11 protein-coding genes and 1 tRNA gene are annotated in these 14,249 nt (G+C 50.8%); 4 read left to right on the top strand and 8 right to left on the bottom strand.

Features of this window, described 5'->3' with window-relative positions:
- Window positions 1-677: 677 nt before the first annotated feature.
- Window positions 678-1,445: a hypothetical protein gene (locus tag O0S10_RS07325; protein ID WP_268925233.1), complete on the bottom strand. Its 768-nt coding sequence runs from the start codon at window positions 1,443-1,445 to the stop codon at window positions 678-680.
- Window positions 1,446-1,786: 341 nt separating this feature from the next.
- Between O0S10_RS07325 and O0S10_RS07320 the strand changes: the two genes are divergently transcribed.
- Together O0S10_RS07320 and O0S10_RS07315 are read left to right on the top strand one after the other, a co-directional pair.
- Complete coding sequence (locus O0S10_RS07320; protein ID WP_268925232.1) at window positions 1,787-2,245, top strand: hypothetical protein; 459 nt, start codon at window positions 1,787-1,789, stop codon at window positions 2,243-2,245.
- Window positions 2,235-3,080 carry a winged helix-turn-helix transcriptional regulator gene (locus O0S10_RS07315; protein WP_268925231.1) on the top strand — a complete coding sequence of 282 codons (846 nt, stop codon included), beginning with the start codon at window positions 2,235-2,237 and terminating at the stop codon, window positions 3,078-3,080. Before O0S10_RS07320 ends, O0S10_RS07315 begins: the two co-directional genes overlap by 11 nt.
- 95 nt (window positions 3,081-3,175) lie before the next feature.
- Here O0S10_RS07315 and O0S10_RS07310 read toward each other — a convergent pair whose 3' ends face one another.
- The 5 genes from O0S10_RS07310 to O0S10_RS07290 all read right to left on the bottom strand — a co-directional run bounded on the left by O0S10_RS07310 (window position 3,176) and on the right by O0S10_RS07290 (window position 9,147).
- Complete coding sequence (locus O0S10_RS07310) at window positions 3,176-3,730, bottom strand: hypothetical protein (protein WP_268925230.1); 555 nt, start codon at window positions 3,728-3,730, stop codon at window positions 3,176-3,178.
- 1,027 nt (window positions 3,731-4,757) lie between these two features.
- Window positions 4,758-5,837 (bottom strand): 3-isopropylmalate dehydrogenase, encoded by a 1,080-nt coding sequence (gene leuB, locus O0S10_RS07305; protein WP_268925229.1) that lies wholly within the window; start codon window positions 5,835-5,837, stop codon window positions 4,758-4,760.
- Window position 5,838: 1 nt separating this feature from the next.
- Complete coding sequence (locus tag O0S10_RS07300; protein ID WP_268925228.1) at window positions 5,839-6,333, bottom strand: 3-isopropylmalate dehydratase small subunit; 495 nt, start codon at window positions 6,331-6,333, stop codon at window positions 5,839-5,841.
- A gap of 2 nt (window positions 6,334-6,335) precedes the next feature.
- The gene (gene leuC, locus O0S10_RS07295) at window positions 6,336-7,592 is read right to left on the bottom strand and encodes a 3-isopropylmalate dehydratase large subunit (RefSeq protein ID WP_268925227.1); all 1,257 of its coding nucleotides are present in this window, start codon (window positions 7,590-7,592) and stop codon (window positions 6,336-6,338) included.
- Window positions 7,585-9,147: a 2-isopropylmalate synthase gene (locus tag O0S10_RS07290; protein ID WP_268925226.1), complete on the bottom strand. Its 1,563-nt coding sequence runs from the start codon at window positions 9,145-9,147 to the stop codon at window positions 7,585-7,587. Before O0S10_RS07290 ends, leuC begins: the two co-directional genes overlap by 8 nt.
- A gap of 223 nt (window positions 9,148-9,370) precedes the next feature.
- Between O0S10_RS07290 and O0S10_RS07285 the strand changes: the two genes are divergently transcribed.
- Window positions 9,371-10,810 carry an aminotransferase class I/II-fold pyridoxal phosphate-dependent enzyme gene (locus tag O0S10_RS07285; RefSeq protein ID WP_268925225.1) on the top strand — a complete coding sequence of 480 codons (1,440 nt, stop codon included), beginning with the start codon at window positions 9,371-9,373 and terminating at the stop codon, window positions 10,808-10,810.
- 376 nt (window positions 10,811-11,186) lie between these two features.
- Window positions 11,187-12,491, top strand: a complete 1,305-nt coding sequence (locus tag O0S10_RS07280; RefSeq protein ID WP_268925224.1) for an aspartate aminotransferase family protein — start codon at window positions 11,187-11,189, stop codon at window positions 12,489-12,491.
- 41 nt (window positions 12,492-12,532) lie between these two features.
- Here the strand turns inward: O0S10_RS07280 and O0S10_RS07275 are convergent, their stop codons facing one another.
- Both O0S10_RS07275 and O0S10_RS07270 read right to left on the bottom strand, forming a co-directional pair.
- The gene (locus O0S10_RS07275; RefSeq protein ID WP_268925223.1) at window positions 12,533-13,519 is read right to left on the bottom strand and encodes a beta-ribofuranosylaminobenzene 5'-phosphate synthase; all 987 of its coding nucleotides are present in this window, start codon (window positions 13,517-13,519) and stop codon (window positions 12,533-12,535) included.
- Window positions 13,520-14,158: 639 nt separating this feature from the next.
- A tRNA-Ala gene (locus O0S10_RS07270) sits at window positions 14,159-14,230 on the bottom strand.
- Window positions 14,231-14,249: the final 19 nt, after the last annotated feature.

Genomic DNA, 14,249 nt, shown 5'->3' with positions numbered 1-14,249 from the left:
CGGTTTCTGTTATCCGCCACGCCGACTTAAAGATCTGCGGTCGTCAACAGTACAATCCACGCAGATGCCGGGCATCAGTTGCATTTTTCGGGGCAGATGCTGATCCCCATAATCCGGTATATTGATCACGGGATGGATATAGTTGTTGGTCGTAAACTGATATTTTTTCAAATATCTGTTTGTAATAACAGTTTGAGTTCCTCAGATTAGGAAAATATCCAAATCCCGAGACCCGGAAGTCAGACGAAGGTCATCTCTCCACTCATATTGTTCCGCAGATTGATTGAACGCTTTTCCATAATGAAACTATGCCATCACTTTATTTACGTTTTGTAAATCCAAACACATTAAAAAATAATTTATGGTTTGTTCTCTGCCATTTGAAACGCTGATAATATGAGGTAGAAGAGAATAATCAGTCCTGCAAATGGAACGATGAGAAGAGAACATGCAAGAAGAATAGTTCCAAATGTAAATAACGAGTCCAATAAGAGAAGACACGAAAGTACAATCAGGCCGATAAGGAGAAGGGTGACTCCTAAATAAAGTAAATTTCTTTCTTTTTTTGAAGAATACGTAATCATGATAAACTCCAATCATTGTAAGTATCAGGTGTTTCTGTTATAAGTAGGTATTGCAGATTAATCTGTACTGATCCAATGAAAATAAAAAAATGATTAATTGGTAATATGACCATCCTTATCGCAATTAATCCTCAATTCAAAATACCGGTGGGCGAAATCGCCGATACCTGCAGAAATGTACGCATGGACATCTAATCCAAGCAGGCACATCTTCATGTTCTCATATTTTAAAACGAAGGATTCTTTTTCATAATGTGATAATAAATCAACAACGACATTTGTCTGCATTATATATCCATTTGGCGTATCAATACCATTGTACTGGAAATATCCCTCAAGCATGCAGTGCCCTACTTCTTGATTAAAGATATTGTATATATACGTCCATACTTGGGTGTTCCCAGTCATTTGCCAATCTGAAAGAGGGATAATCGTATCTTCTGGAAGCGGGGTATCTATAATGACAGATCGTGCGATACTACCATCATTATAGAAGATCACTTTCAGCCGATCTCCCATAGTTACTGCATGCGTTTCGGACGACACGTGTCCCAGTTTACCAGCATTGTAATATGCGGTCAGAATATCCGCATGGATAGAAGGATCAGCATTGAATAATGCCTGAACTAAATCCTGTTCAATGCCCACTCGATCCGTTTTTGTGGTAACAGTTCCATCATAAGTCTGAGATACGGTCACAGACTCTCCATACAGATGAGAGTCCTCAGTTGCAATTGTTTGTTCTACGAGGAGTTCAATAGGAGATGTAGTCGTCTCTATAGCAAACACCCCTGGTGTAATAACCGCCAGCATACACAAACATGCTAAAACTAACAATACTTTGTTTCCAATGTTCTTCATTTTTGAACACTCCATTCATTTATGACAGGTGGCAACACCGGAATATCTATCAGGAGAGATGACATATCCATTATTGCCAACGTGGCATCTGCCGGAACCGAACCTGTTCGGGGAATGTTCCGGCTTTCTGTTCTTCACAACTCCGATCTCGGATCAGAATCTGGCCAACAGCACAACCCCCGCGGATGTCCCGCATGAGTTGTGTTTTCGGGGCACATGCCAGGCCCACAAACTGGTATATCGTCATGCGTAAGTATGAATCTGTTGATCACAAACTTGAATTTCACAGAATTCAAGTTTGTGATCAACAACTATATCCATAGCGACTCCCATCATCTCTCATGAGAAAATTACTCATGTTTGGCATCTGTGCAGTGATACTTTTCAGTCTCTGCATTCCTGGCAGCACTGTTGCAATGGAAAACGAAATTTCAGACTACACTGTCACCCCATGGAACGACCCGTCTGAGATGACGCGGGCGGCACCAATATCCGGCACAGTTACTGATGGTGAGAAAAAAAGATTCACGTATATTCTGAACTCTGGGTCCTCAAAATTAGATGTGGAACTTTCCTGGAGTCTCTCACCGAATAACAATGAACTGGCTCTCCAGATTACCGCACCAAATGGAGCTACATTCGGCCCGTATCACGACATGTATGATAACGCGAAAAACGGAAGAATTCCGGTAAGTTTATCATCATCCACCAGTCTTCCAAGCGGCTCGTGGGTTATCACCGTCACCGGGGAATCTGTTATAGGTACACAACCATTTACATTAGTAATAAATGAATCATAGAATTGTGATGCATCAGAAGGTTTGGTATGTTATCATACTCTCTCTTCTGCTATTTGGATCTGGACCCGTAGCCTCCGCAGGAGAAGTTACCTCTATTGGTGGAATCCAAGCAGAACCAATTTATGAAAATGTTACACCCGTTTATGATGGGAAAAGTATCAATGCTGTTGAAGACGGGTGGGACTCGCTGCCAATCTGGCGCCAGATAATTATTACTGATGTATCCGCCTGTTTTGAAGGGACAATCCTTCATCGTCCGTACCTCTTTGCAGCACCCGTCCTCTTTGTACTGCTTGGACTATTCTGTATCCTGAGGTTTACCTCAACCAAAAAACGTGAAAGATCTCCAATCCCGAAAAAACTTCTTGCCTATATCAAAACCCATCCCGGCAGTACCCAGAAACAGCTCCTCGCCGCAATGAAAACCTCCCGCGGCTCGGTCTGCTACCATCTGGACAAACTCGGGAATGCAAAAAAACTGCAAAAAGTGTACTCCGGAAACGTACCCCGGTACTATCCGGCAACTGAGCAGACCTTCACGGAAGATCCCCTTGAGCACGCACTCCGACAACTTGTATCACGAAAAAAATCCGGAATATTCCTCCGGACACTCCACGAACACCCGGGCATCACCCGAAAAGAGCTGGCAGAACTTCTTGGTGTACTGCCGACAACGATTCACTGGTACCTTCACACGCATGCAAACGAATGCATTGTTTCTATGGAGCGGGACGGACACGAGTTCCACTATGCACTCACCGCCGAAGCAAAACAGATCTACGAACGCCTCACGCAGGGACACTTTGAAGACTCTGAATCACAGGCAAACATCTGAAGCATTTTTTTTCATAGAATATTTTCCATACGGCAAAAAATTTCACCGCGTACGAAAAATATTTTTTGGGGCGTGGAGAATTTTTTTTATTCCGGTCACGTTGTTGCGGTGATGTTCCGGAGAATTTCTGCCAGTCTTTCTTCCGTTACACTTGCGTTGTGCCAGAGTTCGTCCGCGAGCTTAACCTGATAGTCAAGTTCGGCTATGATGAACCGGACCGGGAGGAGAGGAATTTTTTTGGCGGCTGAAATTTTATCGATTTCAGCGAGGGTTTTTTCGGGTTCTTCCGGTGAGTAGTATGTTTCGAGGAAGATGGTGAGGTAACCGGTTTCGTTGACGCCATAATCGCAGATACTCCGGTTGTACTCTGTTACTTTGTTCCAGAGGTGATTTGCAATATCCGTATCACTGATGGAGTAACCGGAGCCATTGAGTGTTGCACTGTAGTTCACTCCGTCAGCTCCAGGTCGGACGAGGATGACGGTTCCCGGAGCGGCGGTTACTTTGGTGGTGTTTTCCGGCGGCTCGGGTGGCTGCAGAGGATCTGATGGTCCTGCAAGAAGGGTGACTGCCAGAATTACGGCGATTGCGATGATGATAACTGCTGCGAGAAGGAGATATGCAGTTTTGATGCGGGTGTACTCAGGCATGGCGAATGTCTCGGTAACTGGTGTATGGGGGAGGAAGAAGGATAAAGATTGTGGACAAACACTACCAAGAAGAAAAAAAAGGTGAAATTTTTGTCATGCAGGAATACGGAAGTCAGACGAAGATCATCTCTCCACTTATAGTGTTTCGCAGATTGATTGAACGCTTTTTCATAATGAAACTATACCCTCACTTTATTCACGTTTTATAAACCCAAACCCATTAAAAAATAATTTATGGTTTGTTCTCTGCCATTTGAAACGCTGATAATATGAGGTAGAAGAGAATAATCAGTCCTGCAAATGGAACGATGAGAAGAGAACATGCAAGAAGAATAGTTCCAAATGTAAATAACGAGTCCAATAAGAGAAGACACGAAAGTACAATCAGGCCGATAAGGAGAAGGGTGACTCCTAAATAAAGTAAATTTCTTTCTTTTTTTGAAGAATACGTAATCATGATAAACTCCAATCATTGTAAGTATCAGGTGTTTCTGTTATAAGTAGGTATTGCAGATTAATCTGTACTGATCCAATGAAAATAAAAAAATGATTAATTGGTAATATGACCATCCTTATCGCAATTAATCCTCAATTCAAAATACCGGTGGGCGAAATCGCCGATACCTGCAGAAATGTACGCATGGACATCTAATCCAAGCAGGCACATCTTCATGTTTTCATACGCAAAACAGATCTACGAACGCCTCACGCAGGGACACTTTGAAGACTCTGAATCACAGGCAAACATCTGAAGCATTTTTTTCACAGAATATTTTCCATACGGCAAAAAATTTCACCGCGTACGACAAAAAATATTTTTCGCGTCTGCGGCGTCGCCGATTTATACACAAACCACCTGTGCGACGCATCTATGTGGCGTTCGGAATACGCTGAAGATTTCCAATGAACCATTCTCTCAGGAATGCACTGATGGAAAAATACTTTCCTGCATTCCCGTGACGCGGGAAAGACCGAAGACATACCGGGATGCAAACAAAAACTTTCGAAAAAAAGAATCCCGGATCGGTCACACCCGGTCCGCAATCAGCTGTCCCATCTCCGAACAGCCGACTCTTTTCATCCCTTCGCGGAAAATATCTCCCGTCCGGTAACCTGCCGCAAGCACATCCGCAACCGCAGCCTCCACCGCATCCGCCTCTGCCGCAAGACCCAGCGAATACCGCAGAAGCATCGCAAGCGACAAAATCGTTGCAACCGGATTTGCCAGATTCTGTCCCGCAATATCCGGAGCAGAACCGTGAACCGGCTCATACAGCCCCGGAGTATCCGGTCCGCCCACCGACGCGGACGGCAGCATCCCGATCGAACCCGTAATCGCCGCCGCCTCATCCGACAAAATATCCCCGAACAGATTTCCCGTCACAATCACATCAAACGCCGCAGGATTGCGGACAAGCTGCATCGCCGCATTATCCACATACATATACGACAGCTCAACCTCCGGATACTCCTTCGACACCTCCGTCACCACCTCGCGCCACAACCGCGACACCGCAAGAACATTCGCCTTATCCACCGAACAAAGCTTTTTGTTCCGCTTCATCGCCGTCTCAAACGCAACCCTTGCCACGCGGCGGATCTCATGCTCCCGGTAAATCATATTCGAAAAACCCACCCGCTCCCCGTCCCGCACCTCAATCCCCGACGGCTCACCAAAGTACACATCCCCAATCAGCTCACGGACAACCATAATATCAATCCCGTTCGCCACAATATCAGGCCGCAGATAACACGCATCCGCAAGCTCCGGAAACAGCTTCGCAGGCCGGAGATTCGCAAACGCCCCGGCAGCCTTCCGCAGAGCAAGCAGCCCCTTCTCCGGACGGATCGCAGGATCCAAAGAATCCCACTTCGGACCCCCGACCGCACCGAACAGAACCGCATCTGCATTCATGCACGTTATCTCCGTCTCCGGCGGGAACGGCGACCCGGACGAATCAATCGCCGCCCCGCCGAAATCCGCATACCGCAGATCAAACGTGTGCCCGAACTTTTTCCCGACAACGCCCAGAACCTTCACCGCCTCTGCAACCACCTCCGGGCCGATACCATCTCCCGGCAGCACCGCAATCTTGTACCCGCCCATCTTACTCAGCCCCGATCTGCTTTCTCACGTACCCCACCAGACCGCCCGCATCTAAAATCTCCTGCATAAACGCAGGAACCGGAGGACAAGTGATCACAATACCGGCATCAGTTGTAATCGTCCCTTTCTCCGTATCGATCGTCAGCTTCTCCCCGTTCGCAATCTTCGTATAATCATTACCGACCTCCAGCAGGATCAAACCTGTATTGAACGCATTGCGATAGAAAATCCGCGCAAAACTGTGAGCGATCACCACCGGAATACCAGCACCCCTGATCGCAACCGGAGCATGTTCGCGGGACGACCCGCAGCCGAAGTTCTCGCCCGCCACCAGAACATCTCCTCTGGCAACACGGGAGATCCAGTTCTCCTCAAGACCCGACATACAGTTCCTCCCAAGCTCGGCCTCATCGGTCGTCACCAGAAACCGTGCCGGAATAATTGCATCCGTATCAATATTTGCCCCGACAACATGGGCTTTTCCTGTATACTCCATTTTCACAGACTCCTCGGGTCAGTAACCTGACCCGTCACCGCAGACGCTGCCGCAACCGCGGGATTCGACAGAATAACCTCAGACTCAAGCGCTCCCATCCGACCCCGGAAGTTCCGGTTCGTCGTGGAAATTGCCCGCTCGCCTTTTGCAAGAATACCCATATGGCCGCCCAGACACGGCCCGCAGGTCGGCGGCGAAATAATCGCACCGGCATCGATAAACACCTGCATCAGACCCTCACGGACACAGTCCCGCCAGACACGGGGCGTTGCCGGAATAATAATACAGCGGACATGCCGGTCCACCTTTCTGCCCCGCAGAATCTCCGCGGCTTCCCGCATATCCTCGATTCTTCCGTTCGTACAACTGCCGATAACCGCCTGATCGATTTTGATCTCGCCGACCTCATCCACGCCTTTCACATTCTCCGGCAGATGGGGAAGCGCAACCTGCGGTGCCATGCCCTTCAGCTCCATCTCCACCTCGGACTCATAGACCGCAAACTTATCGGGCCTGATCTCCTCATCTTCGCGTCCCGTTTTGCGGGTATACTTCAGCGTCTTTTTGTCCGCCGGGAACAGGCCTGCCTTGCCGCCCGCCTCGATTGCCATGTTGGCAATCGTTAACCGGCTTTCAACCGACATCTTCTCCACGCCGGAACCGCCGAACTCCAGTGCCTTGTACAGTGCTCCGGAAACACCGATTGTACCGATCAGTTTCAGAATAACATCCTTGCCCTGCACAAATGTTCCCATCTTGCCGTGCACATCGACGCGGATACTTGGCGGAACCTTAAACCAGTTCTCGCCAAGAACCATACCTGCAGCAATATCGGTCGAACCCATACCGGTCGAAAACGCCCCGAGTCCTCCGTAGGTACAGGTATGGCTGTCTGCGCCGATCACCAGATCGCCGGGGCCGACAAGTCCCTCCTCCGGGAGAAGAGCGTGTTCAATACCGCAGTTGCCGCCTTCATAATAGTGGGTGATACCCATCTCCTCGGCAAACCTGCGGGTAACCGCAACCTGTTCTGCGGAATCAATGTCCTTATTCGGAGTGAAATGGTCGCAGACAAAGACAACCCGGTCTTTGTCAAAGACCTTCGCTGCCCCCATCTCGCGGAAGGATTTGATCGCGAGTGGTGCGGTAATATCGTTTGCGAGCACGAGCGAGAGTTTGCATCTGACGATCTGGCCGGGACCGGTAATCTTCTGATCCGTATGTGCCTGCAGAATTTTTTCGGCGATGGTTCTATGCATGGTTTTCCTCCACTTTCTTGGCAAGACGGTTGAGTGCGTTCACGTAGGCTTTGCCCGAAGCAACCAGAATGTCAGGATCGGATCCTCTGCCGATGGCCGAGTAGCTGTTCCGCCGAAGTCTGACGGTTACTTCGCCCTGAGCATCCGTCCCGCCCGTAATCGCATTGACCGCGAACTGTTCGAGATCAGGTTTGCATCCGGCAATCGTTCCAATCGTGTTGAAAACTGCATCTATCGGGCCGACACCGAAGTTGTGCAGCTGTTTCTCCTCACCGTTCACATCCATGATGACGACGGCGTTCGGCGGAATCGGGCCGTTACCGGCATGGACCTGAAGATATTTGAGTTTAAACTTGTCCGGCATCCGGAAGATCTCTTCAAGGATGATTGCCTCAACATCCTCTGCGAAGATCTCCTTTTTGATGTCGGCGAGTTTTTTCACAGCGTCCGAGACGACCGTGATCTGCTCGTCCGATAATTTGTAGCCGAGTTCCTCGACCTTTGCTTTGATTGCATGGCGGCCTGAATGTTTGCCAAGCACCATATCATTTCCGGTTTTTCCGATCGCTGCCGCGTCCATGATCTCATAGGTCTCACGGCATTTGAGGACACCGTCCTGATGGATGCCGGACTCGTGGGCAAACGCGTTTGCCCCGACAATCGCCTTGTTTGCAGGAATAGGCATGCCGACAATGTGGGACAGCGTGCGGGCAGTCGGATAAATCTGTTCGGTGACAATCCCGCAGGTACACTTATAGTAGTCGCGGCGGACGTTAAGATTCATCACCACTTCGTCCATCGCCGTGTTGCCGGCACGTTCCCCGATACCGTTAATGGTACACTCGATCTGCCGGGCTCCCGCCTCAACTGCGGCAAGGGAGTTGGCAACCGCAAGACCGAGATCGTCATGGCAGTGAACGGAGATTACGGCTTTATCGATATTGCTGACATGGTCTCTGAGATAACGGATGAGGGATCCGTACTCGGCAGGCTGGCTGTAGCCCACGGTGTCGGGAATATTCACGGTCGTTGCACCGGCATCGATGACCGCCGCAACAACCTTTGCCAGAAACTCCGGATCGCTTCGCGAAGCATCCTCGGCGGAGAACTCAACGTTCTTCGTCAGAGATGCCGCGTGCCGGACACCGGCAACCGCCATCTCCAGAACCTGTTCCGGGGTTTTGCGGAGCTTGTGCTCCATATGAATCGGACTGGTTGCGAGAAACACATGAATTCTCGGGTTTGCGGCCTCCGTCAGGGCTTCCCATGCCCGGTCAATATCTGCAGTGACACAGCGGCAGAGCCCTGCAACCTGGCAGTTTCGTACAGTCTGCGCAACCACACGCACCGCTTCAAAATCGCCCGGACTTGCGGCAGGAAATCCTGCTTCGATGATATCTACGCCGAGTAGCTCAAGCTGGCGGGCGAGACGCACCTTCTCCTGTAGAGTCATAGTTGCGCCGGGAGATTGTTCGCCGTCACGGAGCGTTGTGTCAAAGATGTAGACACGATCCGACTGGTGCCCGAAGGACACGGTAGAGTCATCGTTTGTCATGGTTTTTTTCACCGGAGACGGGAGAAAAATCCCGTCTCAATTTGCAGGTACTATCTTTGAGTTGTGGGGATTTATAGGTGTGGAATAGGGGAAAAACCGCATATCAAGTTTCCTCTCCGGGATTTTACGGGAACAATTTGGATATTTTTCCCGACACAGAGCGGGCACCGCAATCCTCATCTCGTTCCCGCGTCAACGTGTCTACCAACCAGAGGTAACGTCCGTGACCACGCTTCCTATCCTGAATTTTCTTCTCCGGCACGCAGACAAACATACCGTATCCTTCCACATGCCGGGCCACAAAGGCCCGGCAATCTACCGGAGGTTCGGCTATGAACCATTCCTGAACAGTATCATGGACTGCGACATCACCGAAATTCCCGGAGCCGATAATCTGTTCCAGACCGAAGGAATCCTGAAAACTGCTCAGGAGGAGTACGCAAAACTCTACAGTGCCAGGCGATCGTACCTTCTCATCAACGGAACGAGCGGCGGCGTAATCGCGGCAATCATGGCAGCTGTTCCGAAAGGAAAAAAACTGATCATGGCGCGGAACTCCCACAAGGCAATCTTCAACGCCCTGGTGCTTGCCGGAATTGAACCGGTTTATGCATATCCCGAGATGATTCATGCGTACGGGATTTCGGGCGTCATCACGCCCGAAGAGATCGAACGCTGCCTTGCCGAAAACCCTGATGCCGAAGCGGTCATCCTTCCCTCGCCGAACTACTACGGCATCTGCTCCGACATCAGGACAATCGCTGATGTCGTCCATGCCCGCGGAAAAATTCTCATTGTCGATCAGGCGCACGGGGCGCATCTCAAATTCTTCTCGGATGCAGGCTGTGCCGGAATGCCGCAGTCCGCCGAAGAACAGGGAGCTGATATCACCGTCAACTCGATTCACAAAACCCTCGCCTCGTTCACCCAGAGTGCCCTGCTCAACCTGAACACCGACCGCGTTGACCCGTATATTCTGGAGGACAAACTCCAGATGATTCAGTCAACCAGCCCCTCGTATCTTCTGATGGCGTCGCTTGACATCAACGCAGATATTCTGAAACAGCACGGCCGCGAGGTCATGACCGAATGGTATGATGCTCTCCTCTTCTTCTACCGTGAAGCAAAAACGATTCCGGGACTTGTCGTTATCGGCAATCCGTTTGATGATGCAGGCAGCATCAGCCTTGACCTCACCAAGATCAATCTGGACATGAGTGCCGCAGGACTTGATGCAGCAGAGCTTGAACACCAGCTGATGGAACGCGGCATCTTCGCCGAGCTTACGACCGGCAACATTCTCATGTGTATGACCGGTATCGGCAACACGAAAGCCGATATGGAGCGGCTGCTTGCCGCACTGCGGGAAATCAGCGGGGGATGGACTGCGGTGCAGAGCAGGAAAAAACCGGTCAGCACCGTGTTTGAAACAAAACTGAAACTCTGTCCTGTCCCCCAGGACAAAGAACGCATTCCGCTCGCCGCAGGTGCCGGCAGAATCTGTGCCTCGGCGATTATTCCCTATCCGCCGGGAATTCCTTTCGTCTGTCCGGGAGAGATGCTGACGGAAGATGTTATCCAATACATCCGCAATCTCCGTACCGCAGGCGAGAAGGTTATCGGGGTTAACGACCAGGGTGAGATCACGGTCGGAAAACAGTAATACCTTTTTTTGGCAAACGTCCGTTTCACTTTGCCTGTTCTGTATTTCCGCACTTGTGCGCGTCCCGTTCCGGACGTTCCCGGACATGTTGATGAAACTATTTTCCATCCGAAAACCATTTAACCCCCCTCGTGTCAGGGATGGGGAATCGGGGGGGTGGCCGGCTTTTTTGAAGTCCAAGAATATGCGCCGAAAGTCCAGACGGCAGGCCATGATCCATTTTTTTCAAGGGACAACTTTAAGAACTGAGGGGGGCAACATGATCCTGTAATCTCGGCGCAGCGAAATCTGCAGAGTAAGATTGCCTGTAAATTCATACTATCCTAGTCAAGTGGGGGTGTGGTCTATGGGTTTAAGAAACACAAATGAAGTCTTAATGGAATCCACGGTATTCGAAACATTCGAAAGCAACGTAAGATCGTACTGCAGAAAATATCCGGTAGTCTTTTCGCAAGCGAAAGGATCAGTACTGATCGATCAGGATGGGAAAGAATACATCGATTTCCTCTGTGGAGCAGGAAGCTGCAACTATGGTCATAATAATGACTATATCAAGGGAAAAGTGGTTGAATATCTGATGGGCGACGGCCTTCTGCACGGGCTGGATATGTACTCAGTTGCAAAGGGCGAGTTCATCGAGTGTCTGGAGAACAAAGTTCTGATCCCGCGGGGATACGACTACAAAGTACTGTTTCCGGGACCGACCGGTACGAATGCGGTTGAGGTTGCCCTCAAGATCGCCCGGAAGGTGAAGGGCAGATCGAATGTGCTTGCCCTGATGGGTGCGTTCCACGGGATGTCGCTCGGGTCGCTCGCTCTGACGACCGAACGCAGTGCCCGTGACGCCTGCGGCGTGGCTCTCGGGAACGTGACCCATGTCCCGCATCCGTCCATGATGCCGGGTCTTGATACGATCGCCTATATCGATATGCTGCTGACGGACGATCACAGCGGTGTTGACAAGCCTGCGGCACTGATTGTTGAGGCGGTGCAGGGAGAAGGCGGTATTAATGTACTGTCAAACGAGTGGCTGCGGGACGCCCGGGCGTTGTGCGACAAGCATGATATGCTGCTGATCCTGGACGATATCCAGACGGGCTGCGGCAGAACGGGTTCGTTCTTCTCGTTCGAGCGTGCCGGTATTGTGCCGGATATTGTGGTGATGGCAAAGTCGATCGGCGGTATTGGTATGCCGTGTTCGATTGCACTGGTCAAACCTGAGTATGATGTTCTCCTGCCCGGCGAGCACAACGGAACGTTCCGCGGGTTCCAGCTGGCGTTTGTTGCCGGAAAGGCGGCGATTGAGTACATGCTTGCCCAGGATCTGGAGGCGGAGACGATGCGCAAGGGAAAGATCGTTGAGGAGTTCCTTGCATCACGTCTGCGGCTGATCGATCCGTCACTGACCTTCCGGGGTATCGGCCTGATGTGGGGTATTGATATGGGGTCGTACCCCTGCGGAACGACGCAGAGAATCCGGAAAGCCTGCTTTGAGCAGGGTCTGATCCTTGAGTTGTCGGGACGCGAGGATACCGTGGTGAAGATTATGCCGCCGCTGGTGATCGATGACGAGCAGCTGCTTGCAGGTCTTGGTATTCTGATGAAGGTGCTTGCGGAGACGATTCAGCCGATGGGCATGTCGCCGGTGAAGCAGCAGGATATGCTGAGACAGGCAGTGTAAAAATATCGTGTGCGGGTTTTTTCCCGCAGTTTTTTTCTTTTTCAGAACAGTTCTGCACCGTGGTTCTGGCCGCGGGTGGCAATTACGCGTCCGTTTTCTCCGAGGAGTTCCTTGGTTGCATCCACAATATCACGGTTCGCCCGGTCATAGACGGTAAAGAGTGTCGGCCCGAATGAGCTTAAACCGACGCCGTAGGCGCCTGCGTCCCGCATGTTGTGCATGAGGTCCGTCAATTCCGGCGGCTGGAGGGTCATCTCGATTTTGTTGAAACCGACGGCCTGAATCTGATCGAGGGCATGGCCGAATGCTTCGATGTCGTGTTCGATCAAAAACGGGATGAGGTTCATGAAGACGAGGTGGGAGACCTGTTCGACGTCGGTTTTGGGTACCGGGCAGTGCGTCTGGAAGATGTTTGTCTCGGCGGCCCCGTTGTACCGGTTGCCGAATGCGGGGACGGCGAGGAGGACGCCCCAGTCTTCGGGGAAGGGGTAGCGTCCGAGAAGGCAGGCGGGTTTTGCGGTGGAGACGGAGCTTGGCATGAAGCTGCTTTTTTCCTTTTTGCTGTGGCCGCCGTCGGCGATGAATCCGCCGAGGTCAAAGGCGTGCACACCGATTCCGGAGGTTCCGCCGCGTCCGACGAGTTCCGCAAGCTCGGTGCTTGCCGGGTGGTGACCGGACAGTTCGGCGATGAGTTTTGCGGCGGCCAAAGACATCTGGGTGCCGGAGCCGAGGCCGGAGTGGGCGGGATAGAGCTGGTGAACGGTGAAGTGGTATCCGGTTCCGGGTGCGTACCGGGCGGCCGCTTTTTCTGCGGCTGCGGTTACTTTGCTGCGGCAGGCGCTGCGTTCTGCGGGACTGCCTGCTGCGGTTTCGGTGAACTCAATGGTGATCTCTTTGTCGGCGGGGACCGCTTCGAGGATGAAGTGCGGGTCGGCGAGGGTTAAGCCGATGCCGCCGTCGATGCGGCCGTAGGATCCGTTGAGATCAATTAAGGTGATGTGGAGCCGTGAGGGGGTTTGTATTTTCATGGGTGGCTTCCTTTTGTCTGTGTTGTGTGGTTGGGGAGAGGTAATGAAGGTTGCGGGTTTTGGGCGATGTTGTCGGGTAACTTCATCAGAGTATTTTGCGAACGGCAAAGATACACCTCTGGATCACGAATGTATAGACCAGAGAGACAGAGATCAGAAAAATCGCAGTCCTCTGCCAGGCATGCCAGCCTTTTTGCCAGCTTCAAAAATATTTATTCTCAACATATGCGAGTGGTTTTCTAATTTAACGCATATTCAAAGATTCTGCCAGGTTGCCAGGTTATGATGTATTTTGCCGGGATCTCTTTGGGTAAAAACAGAGATGTCTCCAAGTAAGTGTGGATTCCACGTTCACCTGGCAACCTGGCACAACCAAATTTATCAACTTGGATTTCAAATTCAACACGAAAGAAGGTTAAAATGTTGGCACTCAGGTTAGCATAGGGTTGGCAGACGGGCAGGATTGTACTCCCAGAAAATCGTCGGCAATAGCGTTTAACTGAGCGGAGATTTCTGAAAACTCACTCCTCAAATCCAGAGTTTTCACGCAGATAGTGTTACCGCTCATGTGAAAGGAATGGTTCGGCTGTATTGCCTCATCAGTTCTTGCATAGAGTAAGAAACAAAAAAACAGATGTATGGACCGGGCGGGAATTGAACCCGCGGCCTCGTCCATGCCAAGGACGCGATCTACCACTGATCTACCGGCCCAAATGAATTGTGCTCTAAT

Source organism: Methanocorpusculum petauri, from assembly GCF_026891975.1.
GTDB classification, from domain to species: domain Archaea; phylum Halobacteriota; class Methanomicrobia; order Methanomicrobiales; family Methanocorpusculaceae; genus Methanocorpusculum; species Methanocorpusculum petauri.
This window is presented reverse-complemented; position numbering and strand designations above follow the sequence as displayed.